The 26,396-nt window shown below is 65.5% G+C and carries 19 protein-coding genes; 8 read left to right on the forward strand and 11 right to left on the reverse strand.

Annotated features, from left to right (window positions below; translation table 11 throughout):
* Entirely contained in the window at positions 1 to 972 is a 972-nt protein-coding gene (locus tag CLI93_RS02760) for an ABC transporter permease (RefSeq protein ID WP_095541395.1), read from the reverse strand.
* A 47-nt stretch (positions 973 to 1,019) separates the two neighbouring features.
* Complete coding sequence (locus CLI93_RS02765) at positions 1,020 to 2,003, reverse strand: siderophore ABC transporter substrate-binding protein (RefSeq protein WP_095541192.1); 984 nt, start codon at positions 2,001 to 2,003, stop codon at positions 1,020 to 1,022.
* A gap of 404 nt (positions 2,004 to 2,407) precedes the next feature.
* On the opposite strand from CLI93_RS02765, the gene CLI93_RS02770 reads away from it, so the two are divergent.
* Together CLI93_RS02770 and cutA are read left to right on the forward strand one after the other, a co-directional pair.
* Complete coding sequence (locus CLI93_RS02770; protein WP_095541191.1) at positions 2,408 to 2,677, forward strand: SWIB/MDM2 domain-containing protein; 270 nt, start codon at positions 2,408 to 2,410, stop codon at positions 2,675 to 2,677.
* A gap of 204 nt (positions 2,678 to 2,881) precedes the next feature.
* Positions 2,882 to 3,199 (forward strand): divalent-cation tolerance protein CutA, encoded by a 318-nt coding sequence (gene cutA, locus CLI93_RS02775; protein ID WP_095541190.1) that lies wholly within the window; start codon positions 2,882 to 2,884, stop codon positions 3,197 to 3,199.
* A gap of 16 nt (positions 3,200 to 3,215) precedes the next feature.
* Here the strand turns inward: cutA and CLI93_RS02780 are convergent, their stop codons facing one another.
* Entirely contained in the window at positions 3,216 to 4,016 is an 801-nt protein-coding gene (locus CLI93_RS02780) for an RNA methyltransferase (protein ID WP_095541394.1), read from the reverse strand.
* Positions 4,017 to 4,247: 231 nt separating this feature from the next.
* Between CLI93_RS02780 and CLI93_RS02785 the strand changes: the two genes are divergently transcribed.
* Complete coding sequence (locus tag CLI93_RS02785) at positions 4,248 to 5,219, forward strand: inositol monophosphatase family protein (RefSeq protein ID WP_095541189.1); 972 nt, start codon at positions 4,248 to 4,250, stop codon at positions 5,217 to 5,219.
* A 142-nt stretch (positions 5,220 to 5,361) separates the two neighbouring features.
* Positions 5,362 to 8,127, forward strand: coding sequence for a DUF349 domain-containing protein (locus tag CLI93_RS02790; protein ID WP_095541393.1), 2,766 nt, complete (start codon positions 5,362 to 5,364; stop codon positions 8,125 to 8,127).
* A 353-nt stretch (positions 8,128 to 8,480) separates the two neighbouring features.
* Here CLI93_RS02790 and erpA read toward each other — a convergent pair whose 3' ends face one another.
* The 8 genes from erpA to CLI93_RS02830 form a co-directional block, all read right to left on the reverse strand.
* The gene (erpA, locus tag CLI93_RS02795; RefSeq protein ID WP_172424187.1) at positions 8,481 to 8,858 is read right to left on the reverse strand and encodes an iron-sulfur cluster insertion protein ErpA; all 378 of its coding nucleotides are present in this window, start codon (positions 8,856 to 8,858) and stop codon (positions 8,481 to 8,483) included.
* A 55-nt stretch (positions 8,859 to 8,913) separates the two neighbouring features.
* Positions 8,914 to 9,531, reverse strand: a complete 618-nt coding sequence (locus CLI93_RS15595) for a bactofilin family protein (protein ID WP_095541188.1) — start codon at positions 9,529 to 9,531, stop codon at positions 8,914 to 8,916.
* 123 nt (positions 9,532 to 9,654) lie between these two features.
* A complete protein-coding gene (locus tag CLI93_RS02805; RefSeq protein ID WP_095541187.1) occupies positions 9,655 to 10,488 on the reverse strand; it encodes a DUF6776 family protein in 834 nt (277 codons plus the stop codon).
* Between the two features lie 89 nt (positions 10,489 to 10,577).
* A complete protein-coding gene (locus tag CLI93_RS02810) occupies positions 10,578 to 11,393 on the reverse strand; it encodes a DUF6683 family protein (protein WP_095541186.1) in 816 nt (271 codons plus the stop codon).
* Positions 11,394 to 11,504: 111 nt separating this feature from the next.
* A complete protein-coding gene (locus CLI93_RS02815) occupies positions 11,505 to 13,217 on the reverse strand; it encodes a long-chain fatty acid--CoA ligase (protein ID WP_095541185.1) in 1,713 nt (570 codons plus the stop codon).
* A 235-nt stretch (positions 13,218 to 13,452) separates the two neighbouring features.
* Positions 13,453 to 15,975 carry an RNA polymerase sigma factor RpoD gene (rpoD, locus tag CLI93_RS02820; protein WP_095541184.1) on the reverse strand — a complete coding sequence of 841 codons (2,523 nt, stop codon included), beginning with the start codon at positions 15,973 to 15,975 and terminating at the stop codon, positions 13,453 to 13,455.
* A 545-nt stretch (positions 15,976 to 16,520) separates the two neighbouring features.
* On the reverse strand, positions 16,521 to 19,103 hold the full coding sequence (gene cphA, locus CLI93_RS02825) for a cyanophycin synthetase (protein ID WP_095541183.1): 2,583 nt from the start codon (positions 19,101 to 19,103) through the stop codon (positions 16,521 to 16,523).
* Positions 19,104 to 19,141: 38 nt separating this feature from the next.
* Positions 19,142 to 21,445, reverse strand: coding sequence for a cyanophycin synthetase (locus tag CLI93_RS02830; protein ID WP_095541182.1), 2,304 nt, complete (start codon positions 21,443 to 21,445; stop codon positions 19,142 to 19,144).
* A 264-nt stretch (positions 21,446 to 21,709) separates the two neighbouring features.
* Here CLI93_RS02830 and CLI93_RS02835 point away from each other — a divergent pair, with 264 nt between their 5' ends.
* From CLI93_RS02835 to CLI93_RS02850, 4 genes are all read left to right on the forward strand, one after another.
* Entirely contained in the window at positions 21,710 to 23,953 is a 2,244-nt protein-coding gene (locus tag CLI93_RS02835; protein ID WP_095541181.1) for a cyanophycin metabolism-associated ABC transporter, read from the forward strand.
* Between the two features lie 50 nt (positions 23,954 to 24,003).
* Positions 24,004 to 24,609 carry a cyanophycin metabolism-associated DUF1854 family protein gene (locus CLI93_RS02840; RefSeq protein WP_095541180.1) on the forward strand — a complete coding sequence of 202 codons (606 nt, stop codon included), beginning with the start codon at positions 24,004 to 24,006 and terminating at the stop codon, positions 24,607 to 24,609.
* 203 nt (positions 24,610 to 24,812) lie between these two features.
* The gene (locus CLI93_RS02845; RefSeq protein WP_095541392.1) at positions 24,813 to 25,109 is read left to right on the forward strand and encodes a BTH_I0359 family protein; all 297 of its coding nucleotides are present in this window, start codon (positions 24,813 to 24,815) and stop codon (positions 25,107 to 25,109) included.
* Between the two features lie 15 nt (positions 25,110 to 25,124).
* On the forward strand, positions 25,125 to 26,351 hold the full coding sequence (locus CLI93_RS02850; RefSeq protein ID WP_095541179.1) for a hypothetical protein: 1,227 nt from the start codon (positions 25,125 to 25,127) through the stop codon (positions 26,349 to 26,351).
* Positions 26,352 to 26,396: the final 45 nt, after the last annotated feature.

Here is a 26,396-nt window from a genome sequence, read left to right on the forward strand (position 1 = left end):
TCACCCCAGTTCGGCCCGCTTGCGCCACAGCAGCAGCAGAAACACGGCGCTGCCCAGCACCCCCATGATGGTGCCGATGGGGATTTCGTAGGGCCGGATCAGCAAGCGCCCAAGAATGTCGCAGACCAACATCAGGCCCGCGCCGCACAGCGCCACCCAGAAGACCGAGCGCCGCATGCGATCGCCCAGCCACAAGCTGACCAGATTGGGCACCAGCAGGCCCAGGAAGGGGATGACCCCCACCGTCACGACCACCGCGGCCGTGACCATGGCCACGATCGTCAGGCCGATGAACATCCAGCGCCCATAGGGCACGCCCAGGCTGACGGCCACGGGCTCGCCCATGCCGATGACAGTGAAGCGGTCTGCAGCAGCAAAGGCCCCCAGCGTCAGAAACAGGGCCAGCCACAGCAGCTCATAGCGCCCCTGCAGCACGGCCGAAAAATCGCCCACCGTCCAGGCGCGGATGGCCTGCAGCATGTCAAAGCGGTAGGCCAGAAACGAGGTCACGGCCTCGATCACACCGGCAAACACCAGCCCCACCAGCGGCACCAGCAAGGTACTGCGCAGCGGCAGGCGCTGCAGCAGCAGCAAGAACAGCCCCGTGGCCGCCAGCGCAAACAGCGCCGCCACCAGCATCTTGCCCAGCAGAGCCATGCCCGGCCAGCACAGCGCCACCACCAGCATGCCCAAGCTGGCCGCCCCCACGGTGCCCACGGTGGCCGGCTCCACGAAGCGGTTGCGCGCCACCATCTGCATGATCATGCCGGCCACGGCCATGCTGGAGCCCGCCAGCATCAGCGCCAAGGTGCGCGGAATGCGGCTGATGAACAACACCTGCGAGACCGTATCGCCCGGCGTAGGGGCCAGCAAATCCCGCCAGCCAATGGTGATGGCGCCCACCAGCGTGCTGCACAAGGCCAATGCCGCCAGCAACAGCAAGCCCAGCGCATAGGCGGCAGCGGCGCGCATGTCCGCATGGCGATGGCCTGCGGCGGCCTGCTCTTGCAGCTGCGGCCTCACTGCGCAGCCTGATTCTTTGCCGCGCCCAGCACCTGCTGCAGCTGGCGCACGTTCTGGCGCAGCGCAGTGATGCCCGCGCCATCGAGCACGTACCAGTTCATGGCGTCCAGATAGGCGATCTGGCCCCTCTTGCCCGCATTGGTGGCTTTGATCAGGGCGTTGTCCAGCAGGCGCTGAGCCGCCGCGCCTTCGCGGCCGATGGCAGCGTCGCGGTCGAGCACCAGCAGCCAATCCGGGTTGGCCTGCAGGATGTACTCAAAGGAAATCGACTGGCCGTGGCGCTCCTGCCCGCCACGGGCCTGGGCCGGCTGCACTCCAAATGCCGTGAACAACATACCCATGCGCGAATCGGGCCCGTAACTGTTGATGCGCCCGCCGCTGACCAGCAGCAGCATGGCCTTGCCCGCCGAGGGCGCCAGCGCGCGCAGCGCGGCAATTTCCTGCTCGGCCTGGGCGATCAGCTCCTCGGCGCGCTGCTCGCGTCCGAACAATTGCCCCAACTTGCGCAAGTTGCTGAAGATGCTTTGCACCGCATCGGCCTCGTCAATGGCCATGTCCAGCGTCGGGGCCAGCAGCGACAGCTGCGCATAGCGCGCCTGCGCCCGGCGGCCCACGAAGATCGCATCGGGCTGCAGCGCGCGAATGGCTTCGTAATTGGGCTCAAACAGACTACCGACCTTGGTGTGCGCATCGCCTTCGAAGGCGCTCAAAAACTGCGGCATCTTGAATGCCGGCACGCCCACCACCGCCGCCTCGACGCCCAGGGCCTGGAGCATGTCCAGCGTGGCCAGATCGAATACCACCACCCTAGCCGGCGGCTTGTTCAAACGCACACTGCCCTGGGCATGGGCGAACTCCATGCTCGCCGCTGCACCGCCCTCAACTGCCGCTGGCCCAGCAGCCAGCGCCTGGCTCATCAACAGCGCCAACGCCCCAGATACCAAGGCCCCGCCAAGGCGCTTTTGCGCAGATTTCCACATGGCCAGTCCCGCCCTTCCAAACAGCAATCACTGTTCTCATTACCTTTGCGCCTGCCATGGCTGGCGCAAAGGTAATGAGAACGATATTCAAAAAAGTCATGCATTGTATGCGCCCGCCCAACTGTTGCAGGGATCCGCCAAACCGCCCAGCTGCAACACATGTTTACGATGAAAGGCACACAAAATCGCCTGCGGCCAGCAGCAAATGCGCCATACTGCCCGCTCTTGCTGCATGCTGCCCCTGGCGCGTGCGCCGGCATTCAGGCCTGCCGGGCCAAGCACTGCATACCGCACACCTGTCTGGGCCCAATACCCCGTCGCAGACCTAAAGCAGCAGGCCAGGGCCTGTTGCGACGATTTGCCGATTCACTTTCACCATCAACCTGATTCAGAGGACTTTCCCCATGGCCACAGCCAAGAAACGCACTCCCAATGCCGCTTTCATGAAGCCGCTCCAGCCCAATGCCCAACTCGCCGCTGTGATTGGCAACACCCCGCTGCCGCGCACCGAAATCGTCAAGAAGCTGTGGGACTACATCAAGGCCAACAACCTGCAAGACGCCACAAACAAACGCAACATCAATGCCGACGCCAAGCTGCGCCCGCTGTTTGGCAAGGACCAGATCACTATGTTCGAGCTGGCCGGCCTGATCGGCAAGAACGTCGAGAAATAATCGCTGCCACAGGGCCATTGTGGCCCCTGGGGTGCGCACGATGGCGCTGCTTGGCAGAGCCCTGGTGCCCCATTGCAGCTTTCACCGCAGCCCGCGCTGCTGGCCCCTCTTGCCGAGGGTTTTCGCCAGGCGCGGGTTTGTCGCATCTGACCTTGCCAGCGCCACGCCTTGAAGCTGGCGCCCTCCTCGGACACGCTCCCGGCAATGGAACTACTGATCGTCGTCACCACCGTGGCCCAACAGGCCGACGCCCGTCGTCTGGCCCAGCAGGCCGTGACCCAGGGCCTGGCAGCCTGCGTGCACATCGACGCCATCGACAGCGTCTACCAATGGCAGGGCCAGGTCGAACAACAGCCCGAGTGGCGGCTGTGGTTCAAGACCACGCCGGCAGGCCACGCCGCCCTGTGCGACTGGCTGCAAGAGCAGCACCCCTATGAGCTGCCGGCGCTGTACACGCTCAGCCCCAGCCACACCGCCGCCCCCTTTGCCGCCTGGCTGCAGGAGCAAGTGCGCGCGCCGTAACCCCCCTTTCGCTTATTCATTCGCGCCGCCGAGGCTGATCGGCCGCTTCCAACATGGCCTTGGCAATACCGCGCAGGATGTGGATCTCCTGCTCGCGCAAATCGGCCCGGTTGAACAATTGCTGCAATCGCGGCATCAATTTTTTCGGCGCGGCCGGATCCAAATAACCAATCGCCTGCAGGCCATGCTGCCAATGCTCAAGCATGGCCTGCACGACCTGGGCATCGGCGCGGCGCATGCCTGCCTGCGCGGCCTGGGCAGCGTCGTCGCCAGCAGGCGCGCCCCCCAGCTCCTCGCCACGCCCCAGGCTGTCGAGCAGCAGCCGCCACTCATAGGCGATGACCTGCACGGCCGCAGCCAGGTTCAGAGAGCCAAAATCCGCCGCCGTGGGGATTTGCAAAGCCACATGGCAACGGTACACATCCTGGTTGCGCATGCCGTAGCGCTCACTGCCAAAGACAAAGGCCACGCCATACGGCGCCGAGGCGTGCTGGCCCTGGCCCAGCCGCTGTTGCAGCCAAGCCATGTGCTGGCGCGGGCTACGGGTAGGCGGGCCGAAATCACGGGCCACCATGGCCGTGGCGCACACATGGTGCATACCCTGCAAGGCCTCATCCAGCGTGGCCACGGTGCGCGCCTTGGCCAATACGTCGGTGGCGCCACTGGCGCGCTCAATGGCCTCCTGGCGCTGCAGCACATCGGGCCAGCGGGGCGCGACCAGCACCAAGTCATCGAAGCCCATGGTACGCATGGCACGCGCCACCGCCCCCACATTGCCTGCATGGCTGGTCTGAATGAGAACAAAGCGGGTGTGCAACATGGCTGGGGAAGGACAGGAGTAAGTGATGAAGGTGGAGCGCCCGGGGCGCGGGTAAAATCCCGCTCTGGCAGGCGCGCTCAATGGATGTTGAGTGTGCCTGCATTTTGTTGCGCTGCAGCGCTCGCTGTCACGGCCCCAACACCATCGACCACCATTGCCGCAGCACGCAGTCGGGCAAGCGCCCTGGCCGCAGGGCTGCAAGCATGTTTTTGCCCCACCATCGCCCTCATGAGCACCAGTTCCACCAGCCTCCACCCCATGCTCAACGTTGCCATCAAGGCGGCGCGCGCGGCCGGCAGCGTCATCAACCGCGCCGCGCTGGATGTGGAGGCCGTGCGCGTTTCCCAAAAGCAGATCAATGACTTCGTCACCGAAGTCGATACCGCCGCCGAAGAGGCCATCGTGCAAACCCTGCTGGGCGCTTACCCCAAACACGGCATCCTGGCCGAAGAAAGCGGCCAGCGGCACGGCAACCCCAATGCCGAGCACGTCTGGATCATCGACCCGCTGGACGGCACGACCAATTTCATCCACGGCTTCCCGGTCTACTGCGTCAGCATCGCGCTGGCCGTCAAGGGCCGCATCGAGCAGGCCGTGGTCTACGACCCCAGCCGCAACGACTTGTTCACCGCCACACTGGGGCGCGGCGCTTTCCTCAACGACCGCCGCATCCGCGTGAGCAAGCGCACCCAGCTGCACGACTGCCTGATCTGCACCGGCTTTCCGTTCCGCAAGGGCGATGATTGGGCCCAGTACCTGCAAATCTTCACCGAGCTGACGCAAAAAACCGCCGGCCTGCGCCGCCCCGGCGCTGCAGCGCTGGACTTGGCCTATGTGGCCGCAGGCTTCAGCGACGGCTTCTTCGAAACTGGCCTGAACATCTGGGACGTGGCCGCCGGCAGTCTGTTGGTGACCGAGGCCGGTGGCTTAGTGGGCAATTTCACAGGTGAGGCCGACTTCCTTGAACAGCGCGAATGCATGGCCGCAGCGCCGCGCGTTTACGGGCAGCTGGTGCCTATCCTGGGCAAATACAGCCGCTTTGCAGGCGCGCAAGCCAAGCTGGAAGTGGCCACGCGCTCGCGCGCGCTGCGCCAAGTGCTGGGCCTGCCTGCCGTGCCTGAAGTCAGTGAGCAAGCTGCGCCAGACGCTATCGATGAAAGCGCTGCTGCAGCCAGCCCGGGCGAGGCTCCAGCGGCATGAACGCCCCTGCATCCGTATGTGCCGCGGCAGGGCGCGCTGGCTAAGCCCTGGCCCACTGCCGGCTTCGCCATGCGGGCCCCGCCGCTACCGGCGGCAAGCCCTCTTTGACAGCCCTTTGTTTGCTTGATTGGATGAAAAGGCCATGGCCCTGTTCCCGTTCTTCTCGCGCAACAAAAACGCTCCGGCGCCCGCAGTGCCGCCTGCGCAGGCCAAGCCCCCTGCCGCCGCCCCGGCTGCACAGCCCCACCCGCTCGACGCCGCAACTGGCGGCATTTTTTCCGCTGAAAATTCCGCCCAGCGTCAAGAGCGCGTGGCCCAGTGGCTGCAAAGCCAGCCAGACGCCACGCTGCTGCAACAAGTCTATAAAGCCCTCAGCGCCCGCGACCAGGGCGCTGCCAAACCCATTCGCCAACGTATGAACGACATCCGCCAATCCCAACACCAGGAAGAAGCCAGCCAGGACTGGGCCGCCAAAGCTGAAAAAATCCTCGGCGCTGGCACCTTCCGCATTGCCGACGGCATGGCCTGGCTGCGCGATGCCGCCAAGGCCGGCGCACCGCTGTCCAAGGAACCCCTGGCCGAGCTGCGCAGCCGCATCGCCGAGCGCGTCAAGGCCCTGGAAGACCTGCAACACAAGGCCATGGTGCAGAAAGAAGCCGCCGTGCTGCTGGCGCAGCGCATCGACGTGCTCTCGACCAAGCCCTGGCAGCACGCCAGCGAGGCTGAGGCCACGCTGGCCCAAGACGTGCAGAAATGGCATACCACCGCGCAAGAACTCAGCCAGGCTGAGCTGTGGGGCAGTGTCGAGCCACGCCACAGCAACGCCATCGACAGCTCGCGCGTGCAACTGCAGCAAGTGTTCGATGCCTTCAGCGCCGCGCTGGCGCAAGCCCGCCAAGCCGCCGAAGACCCTCAGGCGCCACTGCCACAGGTGCAAGTCTGGGCCGATGAGTTGCGCGCCCTGCACGGCGGCCCGGCCGCAACCAGTGCCGGCCAAGCCGCCGCGCCACTCTCGCCCGAGCAGCAGGCCAAAATCAACGCTGCCCTCAAGGCCCTGGAACAAACCGTTCGGCAAGGCCAGGCCAAGCAAAGCAGCCAGGCCGCTGCCGCATTGCGCGACAGCCTCAAGGAGCTGCACGGCAGCGTGGATGCCGAGCTGGAGCGCCGCATCAATCGCGCCCTGATTGACGCGGGCGACCTGCAAGGCTGGCAGCGCTGGGGCGCCAACCAAGTGCGTGAAGAGCTGATTGCCCGCGCCGAGCAACTCATGAATGCCGACGGCAAACCTCAAGCCAGCGGCAAGGCCCTGCAGACCCAAGTGCGCGAGCTGCACGAGCAATGGCGCCAGGTTGATCGATCCAGCCCTCCCAACGGCCACCTGTGGAAGCGCTTTGACGAGGCCATGGGCAAGGCCCGCGCCGTCGTGGATGAATGGCTCAGCAAGGTCAAGGCCGAAAGCCAAGCCCATAAAGCCCAGCGTCAGGCCCTCATCGACGAGCTGCGCGCCCTGGCCAGCAGCCCAGAACAGGCCGACGGCGATCTCAAAACCCTGCACCGCCAGCTGCGGCAATTGGCCGAGCGCTGGCGCAACGCAGGCCATGTCAGCGACAAAGTCTTCACCCAGCTGCAAACCCAGTGGAAAGAAGCCTACGACGCCGCCAGCGCCCCGCTGGAGCAGGCCCGCAAGCACAGCACTGCGCTGCGCCGCAACCTGATCGAGCAGGCTCAGGCCCTGGCCGAACGCCAGCCATTGGACATTCGCGCCATCAAAGAGCTGCAGCAACGCTGGCAGGCAGAAGCCCAGCGCGTGCCGCTGGAGCGCAAGCTCGAACACAAACTCTGGGACGCCTTCCGCCAACCGCTGGACGCCGCCTTCAACCGCAAGAGCGAGCAGCGCCATCAGGCCCAGGCAGCCGCCTCAGCCCACGATCAGGCTGTGCTGCAAGCCGCCCAGGCCCTGGAGCAGGCCGTGGCCGGCGGCGATGCCCAAAGCATCCGCGATGCCATGCAAGCCCTGCAATCCGCCGTGCGCAGCGCCCCGGCAGACAGCGCCCCGGCCGCGGCTGGCAGCACGCCACCGGCCGCCGAGACCGGCAATGGGGCTGCCGCCAACGCCGAGGCCCAACCGGCCCCAGCCGCCGCACCCGATGCAGGCGCCGCTGACGGGGCAGAACCCACCGCGCCAGCCGAAAGCGGCGCGCCAAAATCGGCCAGCGATGAAGCCGACGCTCAGGCCCCCGCCGCAACCAGCGCCCCTGCCGCCGCGCCAACCAAGCCCGTCATTGCCGTGCGCGGCGACGACCGCCCAGGTGCACAGCCGGCCAGCGCCGCACAGGCCGCCGCGCGCAGCGCAAGGCCTGGCGCACGCCCTGATGCCCGCCGCGAGCGCCATGAGCGCAACGAACGCCATGAGCGCCGCGAGCGGCCCACTACCGCGCCGCGCCTGGGCGATGCCGCCTTCCGCGCCCAACGTCAGGCGCTGGACAATGCCCAGGCCGCGCTGCGCAAGCTGGCTGCACAGGCCCATGGCGAGACCCTGACTCAGCTGCTACAAGCCTGGAGCCAGCGCGATGCCCAAGCCGTGCCGGCGCACGCCCAATTGGGCAAGCAGCTGTCGGCCAGCCAATACAACGAATGGAAACAGCAAATCGGCCAGCCCGTCAGCGCCGGCTCCGAGGCCCGGGCCCAGGCTCTGTTGCGTCTGGAAGTGGCCGCCGACGTGCCCACACCGGCCGAACACCTGGGCGAACGCCGCGCACTGCAGCTGCAGTTGCTCACCCAGCGCCATGCCGCTGGCCCTGAGCAGACCTGGGCCGAGGATGCGCGCAACGTCCTGGCCGGCGCCGCCGATGCACAAAGCAGCAAGCGGTTGCAGGCTGCTCTGAAGGTATTGCTCAAGCGCGGCTGATTCCGCGCCCCGCGCGCCCGCTCCAACCGAGCGCCGCGCACAGCCATGCAAAAAGCCCCGCAGACGCCAGTCTGACGGGGCTTTGCTTTGGAACTTTGTGCTGCCCTTCGCCCTTCAGTGACGGCCTTCGGGCCTGCCCTCACATTGGGCTCGGGGGCGAAAAGTGCATAACACGCTCTAGGGCTTGTCGAGCTTGGATGTTGCAGCGGTGTTTTCGATCAAAACTCCACAACTGCTGCATTGAAAATGCTTGCAAGGTGTACAGGTCTTGCGCGCTGTCTCGCCTTGCATTTGCGGCTTTTGCCTCGAAAAGCTGCTTCGCAAATCCAATCTCAACAACACCCCCGAGAGGCTTACACCGAGAAGCTGGAGCCGCAGCCACAAGTGGTAGTGGCATTGGGGTTCTTGATAACGAACTGCGCCCCTTGCAGGTCTTCCTTGTAGTCGATCTCTGCGCCCAGCAGGTACTGGTAGCTCATGGCGTCGATCAGCAGCGAGACGCCATTCTTGGTCATGGTCGTGTCGTCCTCGTTGGTGATCTCGTCGAAGGTAAAGCCGTACTGAAAGCCCGAGCAACCGCCGCCCTGGACGAAAACACGCAGCTTCAGATCCGGGTTGCCCTCTTCGGCGATCAAATCGGCCACTTTGGCGGCAGCGGCGTCCGTGAAGTGAATCGGGGCAGGCATGGACGAGGCCTCAGGGCTGGTGGTGTTTTCAACGGCGGTATTCATCGTATTTCTCCGGTCGATGGCAAATGCAAAATAGTTGGCTGCGCAGCCAGCGATGCTAGGCCAATTTGGATGGCTGCGCTGCTGGGTTGGTCTTTGCTGCAGCGGCATTGCGGCGCGCAGCATCGAGCGCATCCAGCGCTTGCAGCGGATTGTCCGGCGCTGCTGAGGGCTGTGCGCCCTGGCCGCGCTGCAATGGCGGGATGCGGGTCTGGGCGGGTGCGCTCGCGGCTGCTGGCATGGCGGCTCCGGGTACGCCAGAAGCGGCCGCCTGTGCTGCTGCGGGCCCACGATCCTCAGGCACGGAAGCTGCTGGCGACACAATGGGCTGCATGCGCCCAGAGATCAGGGCGCCTTGATGCATTTCAAGCTGCCGGTAGCTGACGTCGCCATTGACGCGCGCCTTGGGCTGCAAGTCCAGCATCAGCGCCGCATGTAAGGGGCCTTCGACTACGCCATTGACGATGATGGTGTCGGCATGAATGCCGCCGCTGACTCGCCCGTGCTCGGAGACAAACACCAGCGTGCCTTTCTTGGATTTGGCCTCATCGCCCGAGAGCGTGCCCTCGACCGTGCCATCGATGCGGATGCCATCGGCAAAGGAGATGTCGCCATGCACGTGGCAACCTTCGGCAATCAGGCTTCGGATGGGGGGTTGCTTGCTTTTGGAAAACATCGTTGGCTTTCTGGCAAAAGAAGATGCGCTGCGGGAGAGCGCTACGCCCGCGCACGATGGCGGCGGCACAGGCACTGAAAGCCGCAAGGGTACTACGGAACGCGAGCATGGCCTCTAGCAGGCTCAAGGTGCGGGTGAAGCCTGCACTTTCGCGGCCTGGGCCGGGCCCAGTCGAACTGTTTGCCGCGCGCGCTCTTGCCCGCCCTCACGCACGATGGCGGTGATGCTGCGCACCTGTACGGCGGCGGGCACTTGCCAATACCCCTCCAGGCGTTGATAGCGATCGAACTGCAGCGCCTGCTGGCGCTGCGCGGGCGGCAGCCTCCAGGGCTTACCGCCTTGCTGCGCGTCGATCTGCCAGTGCAATTGGCCATTGAACGGCACCGCATCACGGCGTGGCTGCATCAGCAGGATCTGCCAGTGCAGCTGCTGGTCATCGTCGCTGCGTTGCGCGTCCAGGCTGCGGATGCTCAAGGCCCCGCCCTCGCCAGCCGGCAGAAGGTTTTCGTAAAAACCCAGGTCATCTCGCAGGCGCTGGTTTTCTGCCTGCAACTGCTCGATGTGCTGCTGCAACTGAGCGACGGTGGCCGCGTGCGCCAGACGAAGCGCATCGGGCAGCGGCTGTTTGCCCGAGCCTTCTTCGATTGACGGCGGTGCTGCGCCATCGCCCTGGCGCTGTGCAGCCGCCGGGCCAATGACGACCTGGGTGGTCTGGGCCTGGCGTTGCAATTGCTGCTGCAGCGCCTGCATGTCTTGGCGCAGGCGCTGCAATTGCTGCTGCGCCTCGGCCTGCTCGCGCCAGCGCGCCAGCAGCTCCTGGCCCCAACGCATCCCGCCATAAAGCAGCACCAGCAAGGCCACCAGCATCAGCAGGCGCAAAGGCCAGGGCAGCAACCTGCGCGGCGCCAGACGACGGCTGGCGGCTGGAATACGGCGGGAGAATGGGCGCAGGCGCATGCAGGTGTGACGGATGGGCAAGTAAGCGCTGCCTGCACGCACCGGCTTGCCAGTGCGGCAGGCAGCGCGAGCTGGCAATCAGGGCTTGCTCAATGGCTTAGGGCCAAGCCCTGCTTGGTCATGTGCAAGGTGTCGGCATCGATGCCCACGCTGCGCAGATTCGCGCGGGCCTGATCGGCGGCGGCCTGCAGGCGGGCGGGGTCATTGCCCGCTTCTTCTTGCGCGACTATTTGCACCAGTGATTGCCACAGCAGGCTTTCGGCCATGCGCTGCTTGTCGGCATCGCTCATGCTGAGCATGCCTTGGTCCTTGCTCAACGCGACCTCGAATTGTTGCACCAGCTGGCCTGTGGCCATGTCAGTGTTCTGTGCCTTGTGGATGGTGCCGTAGTTGATCAGCAGCCAAAAGGCAATGGCCTGAGCCACGTTGTCTTTCTTGGGCGAGCCGGCTTTTTTGTGCAGCCGCTCACGCACGGCGGGCACGAAGTTCCAGCCGGCCATGGTGCGGATTTTTTGCTCCGTGGCCGCATCCAACGCGCCGCGTTTGCGGGTATCTGCCAGCAATTGCTCGATGAACTCAGTGGCCACCTGATCGCTGACAGCCTGCGAGAAGGTGTATTGATAGGCCTTGGGGTTGCTGGCCGGCTGCTGGGCCTTGCCCTGCCGCGCCTTGCGGCTGCTGCCCTGGCTGAAGGTGCGGTTGTGGTTTTCGTAAGTGCGCCGCAGCATGTCCTGGGCGATCCAGTGATCTTGGTAGTAGCTGCCAATGCCCCAGGCATGGGCATTGTGCGTGAGCACACACGCCAGCAGCACGCCAGCGGCCCATGCGCACCGCGCCGCCCAGCGGGGGCGGCGCCGGGCCTGAGAGGGGGAAGCGGGAATGCCAGGGTAGTGGCGCAGGGGCATGACGGGCTCTCCTCAAACAAAATGGGCATTACGGAAAATGCGGGCGCCGCCACTATGCCAGCAGCGCCCAGGGCCTTGCAACACCCGTTTGCCCCGGGCCGGCTCGGCGCATCAGGCCAGTTGGCTCGCCTGGCTCGCCTGGCTCAGCTCCTGCTCCTGCAGCACGCGCCACATCACCTTGCCGCTGCCGCTCTTGGGCAGGGCTGGCACAAACTCGATCAGACGCGGCACTTTGTAAACCGCCATGTTGTCACGGCACCAGGCCAGGATGTCCTCGGCCGAGGTCTGCGCGTGATCGGGGCGCAGCACAACCACGGCCTTGACGGTCTCGCCCCGGTAGTCATCGCGCGCGGCAATGATGCATGCCTCCTGGATGGCGGGGTGGCGGTACATCAGCGACTCGACCTCTGCAGGCCAGACCTTGAAGCCCGAGGCGTTGATCATGCGCTTGAGACGATCGGTGAGGTAAAAGTAGCCTTCTTCATCCACATGGCCCAGGTCGCCGGTGCGGAAAAAGCGCTGCCCGTCAAGGGTGACGAAGGCCTGCTGCGTGGCCTCGGGCTGCTGCCAATAGCCTTCAAAAACCTGCGGCCCGCTGACCAGAATTTCGCCCTGCTCGCCCGATGGCAGAGTTTGCAGCGTATCCGGATCCACCACACGCGCCTGCACGCCAATGAAGGGGATGCCCAGACACTGCAGCTTGGGGTTTTCCATCGGGTTGCTGTGCGAGGGCGCAGCCGTTTCAGTCAGGCCATAGCCTTCGATGTAGCGCAGCCCGAACTGGTCGTACAGCCGCTGGGCCACGGCCTGCGGCATGGCCGCGCCGCCACCGCCGATGTGCTGCAGGCTGCTGAGGTCGAACTGGGCAAAGTTGGGGCTGGCCATCAGGTCGATCACCATGGTGGGGATGTTGGTCCAGCTGTTGACGTGCCACTTGGAGATCAGCCGCCCGGCCAGCTCCCGATCCCAGCGGGGCATCAGAATCTGCGTAGCCCCCAGGTAAATGCCGCCGTGCATGACGACCACCATGCCCGTGATGTGGAACATCGGCACCACAGACAAAGTCACCGAGGCCATGCTTTGCCGCCCCCACAGGGCCGCGGCCATGATGTTGTAGTTGATGCTGCGGTGCAGGTGCATGCAGCCCTTGGGCAGGCCCGTGGTGCCGCTGGTGTAGGGCAGCACGGCCAGGTCCTCGGCCGTGGCGCGGTGCGCAGGCGGCGCGGCCTCGCAGGCCAGTGCGTCGAGGTAGCGGTGCACCTGCACGCCTTGCGCGGACGGCGCCGGGTAGTGCGTGCACAGCCAATCGCGCCAAGCCGGCGGCGGCGCATCGTCGCCCTGCACATTGGCCTCGAAAGCGTCGGTGAACTGCGTCACGATCAAGTGCTGCAGGCGCTGCTGCTCCTCCAGCGCATCACTGGCCTGGGCCAGCTGCGGCGCCAGGTCACCGGTGACCAACGCCACGCGCGCACCCGAGTCGGCAATGTAATGCTGCAGCTCCTGGGCCAAGTTCATTGGGTTGACCGGCACCACCACCGCATTGGCGCGCAGCACCGCATAGTGCGCAGCCACCAACTGCGGGCAGTTCTGCATCAGCACGATGACACGATCACCTTGCTGCACCCCCAGACTGTGCAGGAAGGCCGCCAGGCGCTCGACCTGCTCGGCCAGCTGGGCATAGCTGGTCTGGGTGCCGAAAAAGACCAGCGCAGGCTTGTGTGGAAAGCGCTGCGCGCTCACGGCCAGGTTGTGCCAGACCGAAGTGGCGGACTGCGGAATCTGGTGTGGCATGTTCTTGGGCCAGTGGGCATGGTGCAAGGTCATGGTCAACGCGCTCCTTCAATGGGAATGGCAGAAATGGCATGGGGCGCAGCAGGCGCCCTGCCGGGCAAACGTTCTGTGCAGGTTCTAAAGGCAAATGCCACTGCGCTCAATGGTGGCAGCCCCAGGGTTCGCGCCTCTCCAGGCGTTTGGCGTCACTTTGGTTACATGAGGGGCCCAGAAACAAAAAAACCCGCCCAGGACTGGGCGGGTTGGGTGCGGGCCAGGGCGGCGCAGGTCACAGGTTGTCGATGAAGCTGCGCAGCTTGTCCGAGCGGCTGGGGTGTTTGAGCTTGCGCAGCGCCTTGGCCTCGATCTGGCGGATGCGCTCGCGCGTGACGTCGAACTGCTTGCCCACTTCCTCCAGCGTGTGGTCGGTGCTCATCTCGATGCCAAAACGCATGCGCAGTACCTTGGCCTCGCGCGGAGTGAGGCTGTCGAGAATGTCTTTGACCACATCGCGCAGGCCGGCTTGCATGGCCGCGTCCATGGGCGCGACGTTGCTGGTGTCCTCAATGAAGTCGCCCAGGTGGCTGTCGTCGTCGTCGCCGATGGGGGTTTCCATCGAGATCGGCTCCTTGGCGATCTTCATGATCTTGCGGATCTTGTCCTCGGGGATTTCCATCTTCTCGGCCAGGATGGAGGCATCGGGCTCGTAGCCAAACTCCTGCAAATGCTGGCGCGAGATGCGGTTCATCTTGTTGATGGTCTCGATCATGTGCACCGGGATGCGGATGGTGCGCGCCTGGTCGGCGATCGAGCGCGTGATGGCCTGGCGGATCCACCAAGTGGCATAGGTCGAGAACTTGAAGCCGCGGCGGAATTCGAACTTGTCCACGGCCTTCATCAGGCCGATGTTGCCTTCCTGGATCAGGTCGAGGAACTGCAGGCCACGGTTGGTGTACTTCTTGGCAATCGAGATCACCAGGCGCAGGTTGGCCTCGGTCATCTCCTTCTTGGCATCGCGCGAGGCCTTTTCGCCCGCCAGCATGCGCTTGTTGATGTTCTTGAGCTCCTCCAGCGGCACGACAACCTGGTTTTGCAGATCCAACAGGCCTTGCTGCAGCTCCTGCACCGCCGGCACGTTGCGCCCGAGGATGCCGCTCCAGGGGTGCTTGCCCGCAGCCTCGCGCTCAACCCATTGCAGGTTCAGCAGGTTGGGCGGGAACTCGGCGATGAAGCGCTCTTGCGGCATGCCGCACTTGTCCACGACGATGGCCTTGATCTTGCGCTCTGCCTCGCGGATGGACTTGACCTGCTCGCGCACCATGTCGCACAGCGTGTCGATGGTCTTGGCCGTGAAGCGGATGGTCATCAGCTCACGTGTGAGCGTGGTCTGTTGCTCGTTGTACTGCTTGGAGCCCCAACCATGGCGGTCGTAGGCCTTGTGCAGGCCCTCGAACAGCTCGCGCAGGTGGTCGAAGTGCGCCATGGCCTTGTTCTTGAGCTCCTCCAGGCGCTTGGTCATGGCCTTGGAGCCGCCCTTGCCATCGTCGTCATCGTCCTCGTCGAACTCGTCGAAGTCCTCCTCGGCCACGAAGTCATCGGCCTCATCGGGGTCGGCAAAGCCGTCCACGATGGTGGTGATCAGCACCTTGCCCTCGCGGATTTCCTCGCCCATGTTGAGCACAGCAGCAATGATGGCCGGCGAGGTGCTGATGGCTTCCATCATGTCCTGCATGCCGCCCTCGATGCGCTTGGCGATCTCGATCTCGCCCTCGCGCGTGAGCAGCTCCACCGTGCCCATCTCGCGCATGTACATGCGCACCGGGTCAGTGGTGCGGCCGAACTCGCTGTCCACGTTGGACAGCGCGGCTTCAGCCTCTTCCTCGGCCTCTTCCTCGGTGGTCACGTTCTGGCCGCTGTTGGACAGCAACAGCGTTTCGGCATCGGGGGTTTGCTCGTAAACGTCCACACCCATGTCGCGCAGCAGAGCCACCACGACTTCCAGGGTCTCGGTCTCAATCAGCTTGTCGGGCAGGTGGTCGTTGATCTCGCCGTGCGTGAGATAGCCGCGCGTACGCCCCATTTTGATCAGCATCTTCAGACGCTCGCGGCGCTCGCGGTCCTCCTCTTCGGAGATTTCGCCCTCATCCAGGCCAAACTCCTTCATCAAGGCGCGCTCCTTGGCCTTGCTGATCTTCATGCGCAGCGGCTTGGCCTTCTCCGCCTCGTCGCCGCTGGCTTCGGCAGCGCCAGCGGCGCTGTCCTCTTCACCTTCGTCTTCGAATTGCAGATCGTCGTCGAGGTCGAAATTGTCCTCGTCATCGAATGCAGAGGCCTTTTCCTTGCCCTTGCCCTTCTTGGCAGCGGCCTTGCCGCCTTTGGCAGAAGACTTGCTGGCCTTGGCTGCCGTCTTGGCAGGCTTGTCGGTCGCAGCGGCGGCTTTGCTGCTCTCTTTGCTGGTCTTCTTGGCGGCCGCGCGTGGCTTCTTGCCGGCTTCGGTCTCGAGCTCGACTTCCTGCAGTGGCTCCTGGGCCTTGCTCTTGCTGGCTTTGGCGGTCTTCTTCTCGGCCTTGGCGGCCGTTTTCGTGGCGGCACCAGCCTTGCTGGCGGCGGTGGTCTTTTTCTCTGTAGTCACTGTCTTGCTGGACGAGGTGGTTGGGGTGGATTGGGGCGTCTGGCTCGCGCGCGAGCGCACAGGCTTGGTCTGGCCGGCAGGCGCCGCGCTCTGCTCGCTCTTGGCTGCCGCCTTGCTGACACGCTGGGCGCTGGGCGCTGCAGCCTTGGGCTGATTGCTGGATTTCTTACTGGTAGCCATGGTGCACTCTCATTCGATTTGGACACGATCAATGGGCAAGACACGCAATGGGCAGGCCACGCCAGGCGGGCTGGCGCCATGCCTGCTTCGCAGTCTCGAGCGCTGCAGCGCCATGCTGCGGCCAGCAGCTGCTGGGCCAGACCTGCAACCAACAGGGGGGCTGCGGCAAAGGCCTCGGGCAAGGCGGCGGCCGATCGGCCAACAGGCAAGAGAGGGCAAGCTGGGGGGCGAACATTTGGCGTACAGTCCTTGCGGTCATTGAGGCGGTGTTTGTCCTGGACACGCTTGCCTGCTCCGGAGGTGCTGCTGTCGCGCTTGCTGATTGGGCCTGTTGGGCGCGCAAAAAAAGCGAGAATCTGCCTACGGCCCCCAGCAATGCGCTGCCCTTTGAAACACATGCAAAGGCATGGGCCGTCCACAGATTCACAGCCCTATATTATATTCGCGCGCCTTTTTTCAAGCCCCCCGGTCAAAGCCCTTGAGCCAGGTCATCAAAATACACCTCTGCCGCGCAAAAAAGCTTTCACGACAGGCTTTGCACACCCTCACAGCGCAGCCAGGCGCCGCAAGTGGGCCAGAGCCTGCTCCACCTGGTCGATCAGCACCAGGCAGAAGTCACCGGGCTGCAGGCGGGCAATGGCGGCGTCGATGGCGCGCATCTCGCCCTGAATTTCCTCCAGATGGCGGATGCGGTAGCCGGGCTGATTGCGCATGCGCTCAAAGCCCTCGCGCAGCAGCGCCAGCACCTCGCCATGCGCCCGGCCGCGCTGGGCGGCGTCCTGATAGAGAAAGGCCTCGTCAAAGGCCGTAGCCAGGATCGAAGTCTGCGCCCGGATGTCCTCATCACGCCGGTCGCCCGCAGCGCTGATGACCAGCACCCGTTTGCCCGCCGGCGTGGCCTGCACCACCTGCACCAACGCACGCATGGCGTCGGGGTTGTGGCCATAGTCGGCCACGACGGTGGCGCCGTTGATTTGCAGCGTATTGAAGCGCCCCGGCGCGTTGTCGGTGTCATTGACGAAGCTGGCCAGGCCGCGCCGGATGGTCTGCGCCGGCAGCCCCACAGCCCAGGCCGCGGCCACGGCGGCCATGACGTTTTGCACCTGAAAGCCAATGCGGCCGTGCTGCGTGATGGGGATTTCGGCCAACGGGATACTGTCGCGCCAAGCGCCTTCGGTGGCTACGATGGCCTCGCCCTCGACGAACACGCTGCGCCGCCCTTGCGAGCGGTGCGCCGCCAAAATGGGATGGTGCTTGTCCATCGCAAAGTAAATTACCTTCCCCGGCGTGGCGCTGGCCATGGCCGCCACCAGCGGGTCTTCGGCATTGAGCACGGCATAGCCTTTGGGGGAGACGTTGCGCACCGTCACGGCTTTGACCTGGGCCAATTCCTGCACGGTGTCGATGTAGTTCAACCCGAGGTGATCGCCCTCGCCAATGTTCGTGACTACGGCCACCTGGCTCTGGTCGAAACCCAGCCCTTCGCGCAGGATGCCGCCGCGCGCCACTTCCAGCACAGCCGCATCCACCAGCGGATGAAACAGCACGTTGCGCGCACTGCGCGGGCCGCTGCAGTCACCGCTTTCGATTTGCCGGCCATTGATGTAGATGCCATCGGTGTTGGTCATGCCAGTGGTCAAGCCATGGGCCATGAGCAGATGCGCGATCAAGCGCGCCGTGGTGGTCTTGCCGTTGGTGCCGGTGACGCTGACGAGCGGAATACGACCATCGTTGCCTTTCTCGAACAGCATGTCGACGACGTATTTGCCGATCGGGCGGGGCTGGCCGAATGAGGGCGCCAGGTGCATGCGCAGCCCGGGTGCGGCATTGACCTCGACCACGCCGCCGGCCTGCTCCTCCAGCGGGCGCTCGACGCTCTCGCACACCACGTCCACGCCACAAATGTCCAGCCCCACCATCTGCGCAGCGGCCACGGCGCTGGCGGCCACGGCTGGATGCACGGAGTCGGTCACATCGGTGGCGGAGCCGCCCGTGCTGAGGTTGGCGTTGTGGCGCAGCACCACTTTGCGTCCTGGCTCGGGCACGGACTCGGGCGTCAGCCCTTGCAACTGCAATTGCCCCAGCGCGATGTCGTCGAGCCGAATGCGCGTGAGGGAGGTGGCATGGCCATCGCTGCGGCGCGGATCGAGGTTGACGGTGTCCACCAGCTCGCGCACGCTGTGCTGGCCGTCACCGATGACCTGCGGCGGCTCGCGCCGCGCGGCAGCGGCCAGGCGGTTGCCCACCACCAGCAGGCGGTAGTCCTGCCCGGGCAGGTATTTCTCCACCATCACCACGCCGTATTTTTCCGCTGCGAGGTAGGCGGCTTCGAGTTCAGCGAAGGTTTGGATGTTGACCGTCACGCCCTTGCCTTGGTTGCCATCCTGCGGCTTGGCCACCACTGGCAGGCCCACTTCTTGCGCCACCTGCCAAGCCTCGTCCAGGGAAGCCACCGGGCGGCCCAGCGGCACGGGCACGCCAGCGGCCAGCAGCAGCTTCTTGGTCAGCTCCTTGTCTTGCGCAATCGACTCAGCCACAGTGCTGGTGGCATCGACCTCGGCAGCCTGGATGCGACGCTGGCGCGAGCCCCAGCCAAATTGCACCAACGAGCCGCGCGTGAGCCGCCGCAAGGGGATGCCGCGCGCCAGCGCGGCCTGGGCAATGGAGCCGGTGCTGGGCCCCAGGCGCTCGTGCTCGTCGAGCTCACGCAAACCATTGATCATGGCCGCGCCATCAAAAGCGGCCTGCGCTTGGCCAGAAGCGGCCTGGATCAACGCCAGCGCCGCATCGATGGCCTGACGCCCCACGGCCTCCTCACGGTACTCGACCACGACCTGGTAAACGCCAGTTTCGTTCGTCGGCACGGTGCGCGCAAAGCCGATGGCCACGCCCGCCTCCTGCTGCAGCACCGCAGCGGCAAACTGCAACACATGCGCCAGCGAGGTCGGGCTGCCGTCTTCCGTAGTGAGTGTGCCAATCGCCGGGAACAGCGCCCGAAGGCGCTGGGCCAGGCCGGGCAGGCGCGTGATGTCGCATTCCTCGGGCGTGCAATGCACCGTAACCAGCATGGCGGTCTTGCGGCTCCACAAATTGGGGCCACGCAGGGCGCGAGTTCGCAGAATTTCCATGGCGTGCAGCGTGTGGGGGTAATCGGGGAAAAGTCTTGTCAGACAAGGGCCTGCTTGCGCGCAGCCTGTAGCCCAGGCAGGCGAGGGTCAAAGGTGCGGATGCCTGCGCCGATGAGCTCCGGCGCGATGCCCATGGTCCATGCCATGGCCACTGCGGCCAGCAGCTGCGTTTGCTGCAGACCCAGCGTGGCCGCGTGCTGGCACAGTGCCGTCCAATCCTCGATGCGCTCGCAGCCAGCTTCGTCGTGCAGTTCAAGGACATTCTCGCCAGGCAGTACCCAGCGCGCCTGGGCCGCATCCGGCGCAGGCTCGTCGCCCTGCCGACCATCCTGCGCCTGCTGCTCCTGCTGCTCCTGCAGCCAGCGCTGGCGCGCAGTGGCATCGCTGGCGTAAAACACCAGCGCGCCATCGCACAGCGGCGCCAGCGCCGTGATCTGCTCATCGTCGGCATTGAGCACGGCCACGCCACTGGCCAGCACCACATCCACCTGGGTGCGCAGCACACGGGTCATCTGCTGCTTTTCCTGAATGTCGTAATCGGCCAGTTCCTCATGGCCGGCCATGTCGGTGACGGCGCCAATGTGGCAGCGGTCGTAGCTCAGGCCTTCGGCCAGGATGCTGCGCGGGCTGTTCTCGATCACGGCCACCTCGATCTGCTGGTTCATCAGCAAGCGGTTGCCGGCCTCCCAGTGGTCGCTGGCGCGCCGGTCGATGAGGCGCTTGTCCAGAAAGATGCCCTGGCGGCAGGCAACGCCCACGTGCCTGCCCGAAAGGTGCAGCAGCCAGCCCACCAGCCGCGCAATGCCCGTGGTTCCGTGGCGCCCGGCAATGCCAATGATGGGAATGCGCCCGGAGAGGTCGGCGCCGTCCTGCAAGGGCGGCGTCGGAAACAGGTATTCGACGATGGCCTGCCCCACTGGCTGGGGCGAGCCCACGGCCGGCCTGAGGTGCATCAGCAGCCCCGGGCCAGCGTTGACCTCAATCACCGCCCCGCCCTGCTCGGCCAGCGGGCGGGCGATGTCCTGCGCCATTACGTCCACGCCGGCAATGTCCAGGCCGACCACGCGCGCAGCCAGCGCCGCCGCTTCGGCGGTTTCCGGGTGTACCTCGTCGGTGCAATCCACCACCACGGTGCTGCTGCGCTGGATCAACACCAGCTTGCCGCGCGCAGGCACACTGTGCGGCGTCAAATCCTGGGCCTTGAGCTCGCGCAGCACGTCCGGCTGCTGCACGTCCACCGCCTGCGCTGCGGCCGCCGCCGCCTCGCCCGCGCCATCCTCGGCCGCAGCCGCGCTGCGGCGGTGTGGGTCGCTGTTGAGCTGCGCCTGCACCAGCTGCTGCACGGTGGAGACTCCATCGCCGGTGACTTTGAGCGACTCACTGCGCGCGGCAGCCACCACGCGCCCGCCCACTACCAGCAGGCGGTGCTCGTTGCCCGACACCATGCGCTCGACCATGACCTCGTAGCCGTGCGGCTCTGCCGCGTGCCAGGCGGCCTCGACTTCTTCCTGGGTTTGCAGGTTGACGAACACGCCGCGATTGCGCGAGGCATCCGAGGGCTTGACGACCACGGGCAGGCCAATGTCCTGCGCGGCCTCCCAAGCCTGCTGCGCGCTGGCGGCAATCTGCCACTCGGGCACCGGCACGCCGCAGATCTGGATCAGCGTCTTGGTCATGTCCTTGTCGTTGGCAATGCCCTCGGCAATGGCGCTGGTGTTGGCCGTCTCGGTGGTCCAGATGCGTTTTTGCGCCGCGCCATAGCCCAGCTGCACCAGGTTGCCGTCGTTGAGGCGAAAGGCCGGGATGCGGCGCTCGAACGCGGCATCGACGATGGCCGTCGTGCTCGGGCCCAGGTAGCGCTCGTCGATCACTTCGCGGATCGCCGCCACAGCCGCGGGCACATCGAAAGCTTGGTCATTGATGGCCGCCATGATGAGCCGGTGGCCCTCGCGCAGCGCTGCGCGCGCGACCTGCTCGTCACGGGCGCGGAACACCATGCGGTACACGCCCGGCTGCGAAGTGCTGCGCGTCTGGCCAAAGGCCGTGGGCATGCCCGCCAGATTCAGCAGCTCGATGATGATGTGCTCCAGGATGTGGCCGCACCAGGTGCCTTCGTCCAGCCGCATCAAAAAGCCGCCGCGCTCACCCACGCCGCAGTGGTGCTCGATCAGGCCGGGCAGCCAAGCCTTGAGCCGCCCTGCAAAACCCTCGATCTTGTTGGAGGGAAAGTCCTCCAACTTACCCAGATCCAACCAGACCTCCAACACCTCGCGGTAGGTCCAGATGCTGGGGCCGCGCAGGTAGTTCACGCGCAGCAGCGCAATATCCTCGAAAACTGGCATGTGGTGATGGTTTGATGATGGTGCAAAACGGCTTTGGGGATGCCCCGCGCGAATGGCGGCGATTGTGGCATGCCCGCTATGCAAGCCAGTCTGCAAACAACAGAAGCTGTTGCACGCGCGCCAGTTCCGCATTAGCCAGACCGTGCGTGTCAACAAAGGGGCATGCCGACGCGTTGTCGGCAGCTTGTAGCCGCTGACTGCCCCGATCTTGCGCAGAGTGCCCGGACCCGGTGGCAAGATAGCGGCTCCCAACAATCACACGACATGACTGCTGTTTCACCGCCCTCTGCTGCACCGCGACTGCCTTTGGCTGCGCACGAGAACGTGCTGTGTGCGCTTGACGTTGACCTGAGCCAGGAGTTGCGCTTCGCGCCCGGGCGCGTGGTGCTCACCGACCAAGCGCTGTATGGCTGGCAATCAGGTCAGGCGCAATACCAGCGCTGGCCGGCCAGCGGCCGGCTAGATGCCCGCCACACGCTGCAATTGCACGAGCACGCCGGCCTGTTGACGCTGGGCCTGCACACGCCCGAACAGCGGCTGGCGCACTGGCATCTGAGCCAGCAAGGCAGCATTCAAGCGCAGCGCCTGATCGAGCATTTCAAGGCCCAGGTGCATGGCGACGCGCAAAGCGCCCAGCGTGCGCAGGACATGTCCACCTGCACGGCCTGCGGCGCAGCCCTGCCGCAAGACAGCAGCGCCTGCCAAGCCTGCGCCGAGAAGGAAGAAGAAGCGCCCGTCTCCAGTTGGGTGCTGCTGCGCCTGCTGCGCTTTGCCAAGCCCTACCGCAAGCTCATCGCGCTGGGCTTTGTGCTGACGCTGGCATCGACGGCCGCCACGCTGGTGCCGCCGTACCTGACCATCCCGCTGATGGACGACATCCTCATCCCCTACCAATCGGGCCAGCCCATCGACGCCGCTCTGGTGGCCTGGTACCTGGGGGCGCTGCTGCTGTCGGCCATCGTCGCCTGGGCTCTGGGCTGGAGCCGCACCTACGTGCTCTCGCTGGTGTCCGAGCGCATCGGCGCCGATTTGCGCACCACCACCTTCAACCACCTCATGCGCCTGTCGCTGGACTACTTCAGCAGCCGCCGCACAGGCGATCTCATCACCCGCATCGGCTCCGAGACCGACCGCATCAACACCTTTCTATCGCTGCACGCGCTGGATTTCGCCACCGACGTCATCATGATCGTCATGACGGCGGCCATCTTGCTGTCCATCGACCCCACGCTGGCGCTGGCCGCCCTCGTGCCGCTGCCCTTCATCTTCATCCTCATCCAGCGCGTGCGCGCCAAGCTCAAGGTGGGCTTTGAGCGCTCCAGCCGCGTCTGGTCGCAAATCACCAACGTGCTGGCCGATGCCATCCCCGGCGTGCGCGTGGTCAAGGCCTTTGCGCAGGAAGGGCGCGAGCAGGAGCGCTTTGCCGAGGCCAACCGCGTCAACCTCATCGCCAACGACCGCGTCAACCGCGTCTGGTCGCTGTTCTCGCCCACCGTCACGCTGATGACCGAGGTGGGCACCCTCGTCGTCTGGGCCTTTGGCATCTGGCTGGTGGCGGGCAACACCATCACCGTAGGCGTGCTGGCGGCCTTCATCGCCTACATCGGGCGCTTTTACACGCGGCTCGATTCCATGAGCCGCATCGTCAGCATCACCCAGCGCGCCGCCGCCGGGGCCAAGCGCATCTTCGACATCCTCGACCACGTCTCCACCGTGCCCGAGCCGGCCCAACCCACGCCCCTGCCCGCCGTGCAAGGCCATCTGCGCCTGAAAAACCTGGGCTTTCGCTACGGCAGCCGCACCGTGCTGCGCAACCTCAACCTGGAGATCGCGCCGGGCGAGATGATCGGCCTGGTCGGCCACAGCGGCTCGGGCAAATCCACGCTGGTCAACCTCATCTGCCGCTTCTACGACGCCAGCGAAGGCGCCATCCTCTGCGACGGCATCGACTTGCGCCACATCGCCGTGGCCGACTACCGCCGCCACATCGGCCTGGTGCTGCAAGAGCCGTTTTTGTTCTTCGGCACCGTGGCCGAGAACATTGCCTACGGCAAGCCCGATGCCACGCGCGAGGAAATCATCGCCGCCGCGCGCGCCGCGCACGCGCACGACTTCATCCTGCGCCTGCCCCACGGCTACGACTCGCTGGTGGGCGAGCGGGGCCAAAGCCTCTCGGGCGGCGAGAGGCAGCGCATCAGCATCGCCCGCGCGCTGCTGATCGACCCGGCCATCCTCATCATGGACGAGGCCACCTCCGCCGTAGACACCGAGACCGAAAAGGAAATCCAGAAAGCGCTGGACAACCTGGTGCAAGGCCGCACCACCATCGCCGTGGCGCACCGCCTCTCCACCCTGCGCAAGGCCAACCGCCTCGTCGTCATGGATCGCGGCCACATCGTCGAAGTGGGCGGTCACGACGAGCTGCTGGCGCGTCAGGGCGCGTACTGGCGGCTCTATCAGGCCCAGCAGCGCCGCGAGCAACAGCAGCACCAGCAGCTCGGCGGCTGACTGACGCCCCCCCGCAGCACACCCGCCACGCCCCATCGCAAGGACAGGCCATGACCGCCCAGCCCCCTGCCAAGCCCAGCGCCTCGCACCTGCGCTACCTGCCCGCGCACGTACTGGTGCTTGGCGCCGACACGCCAGCCGAGCGCATCCAACTGGACCAGCACGGTCAATTGGTCCTGCACCTGCCCGCGCAGGCCAACATCAGCGATGAGAGCAATGAGCCAGAGCCTGTCGCCACGGCACAGCGGCATCACCCCATCGCCGTGCAGCCCATACCCGCTTTTGCCCTGAGCGCGCCGCGTCAGTGCCTCTCGCTAGTCGATTTGCACGGCAAGGAACGCGCTTACATCGAGCGGCTCGACGCCCTGCCCCAACCCTGCCAGCAGGCCATTGCCGCCGCCCTGGCCGGGCGCGAGTTCATCCCCAAGATCACCGCCATCGACTCCGTCAGCAGTTTCTCTACCCCCTCGCTGTGGCAGGTGCACACCGACCGCGGCCCCACCTCACTGCTGCTGCAAAGCGAGGACGATATCCGCAAGCTCGATGCCGAAGGCCAATGCCTGCGCATCACCGACAAGCACAGCCTGCAATACCAGATTGACGACGTCGAATCCTTGCCCAAAGCCTCACGCAAACTGCTGGCGCGCTTTATCTGAGCTGAGAGCCTGCGCCAAGAACTGCCGTCACAGCCTATCTGCCGCTTGCGGGCAAACCCCGATTGCCACACCCCGCGCAAGACCGGAAAGGCCATGCTTTTCGTGCATACTGGCCCCATACAACCTAACCCTGCCCACACCTCTTGAAAGCCCAGCCCCGGACCCCATCCATGAGTCATGATCCCATCGCACTGGAGGATTCCATGAACACTCTTTATGACTCCGAAGCCTTTTCGGTCGTGCACATGCAGCAGGACATCGCCCCGCCGCAGCAGGATGGGCAGCGCCCCGGCCAAGCTGCAGGCGTGCAACTGGTGCGCCATGGCTTTGAAATCGTGGACAAACGCTCTGGCCGGGAGGTCTATCTGGACGGCAGCTGGGCCGAGCTGTTCCACGCTCAGATCCAGGAATGGCAGCGCAACACTCCCACGCAAGAAGAAGTGGAGGACACGCTGGACAGCTACACCGGCCTGGCCCAACACCCTGTGCTGGTGCACTGAACGCCCGCCCCTGGCATGCCCCGCCCCGACCGGTCAGCCCCGCAGCGCCACACCCAGGCTGGGCTGCGTCTGATCTGCCAGGGCCTGCTGGCGCTGGGGCTGATGGCCGCCGCCCCATTGGCACAAGCCCTGACCGCCCCTGCGGGCTGGGCCATGCAAACCCAGCAGAACATGACGGCCTTCGTGCCACCTGGCCTGAGTCAGCAGGAGCAGGGGCGTTTCGTCATGTTGCTCTCGGCGCCGCTGCCGATGAATGGCCTGCCACTGCAGGAGTGGGCCCGGCAGATGGCCGACAGGCTTTCGGACAGTTACGGCAAGCTGCTCTCGCGCGGCAGCCCTGGCTTTCAGGCGCCGCTGTGGCGCGTGCAGCATCGGCTGCAGGTGCAAGGCCAGGCGCTCAATGCCTTCTACCACGCCTTCGTGCATGCGCCCGATCAGGCGCGCATCGCCGTGATGCTGGGCCAGGACGCCCTGCTGCAGCGCTATGCCGAGGGCGGCGCGCAAATCATCGCCTCGGCGCTGCGGGAAGCGCCAGCCATCAGCGCCGCCGCCCAGGCTTCTGCAGCCGCAAACAACCGCGGCAATGACCACAGTCCGGTCGGCCGCCAGCGCCCAGCCCTATCGCCCCAACCTCAAGCGGGCCAGCACCGCCAGGCTGCCAGTGCCCTGCTGCCCTTTGCGCCGGGCGATATTCACGCCGTGCTCAACCAAATCGAAACCAGCTACGAGGTCTACGGCCTGGAGGTGATCGAAACCACGCACGTGCTGCTGAAAAATGGCCGCCTCTACACCAATGGCCAGGCCCAGGGCCAGTGGCGCAAGGCCGACAGCGGCTACCAACAGCGGGGCCAGGGCGGCGGCTGGCATGCCCTGCCGGGCGATACCGCGCATGGCCTGACGGCCCAGGCGCTGGTGGGCAGCTTCAATGCCGATCGCGGCGCCTCCTTCGGCACCACCAGCACCGTGACGCGCAACCGCCTGCGCCTGCTGGCCAACGGCCGCTTCGAGGCCGACCGTGGCTTCAGCGGCCACACCCAAATGGGCGATGCCATCACCACGCCGCGCGCCAGCACCTCGCGCAGCCACAGCCGCGAGGGCCAAGGCACCTGGCGGCTGCTGGGCCCACACGTGCTTGAACTGCGCGGAGACGATGGCCGCACACGGCAGCTGATTGGCTATTTCACCGACGCCCAACGCCGCTGGCTGAATTTGGACCAAACCGCCTACCAGCGCAGCCAGTGACCTGTGGCCCGGGCAGCGTGCATTCGGTGCGACAATCACGCCCCT

The organism is Vandammella animalimorsus (assembly GCF_002288875.1).
GTDB classification, from domain to species: Bacteria; Pseudomonadota; Gammaproteobacteria; order Burkholderiales; family Burkholderiaceae_C; genus Lampropedia; species Lampropedia animalimorsus.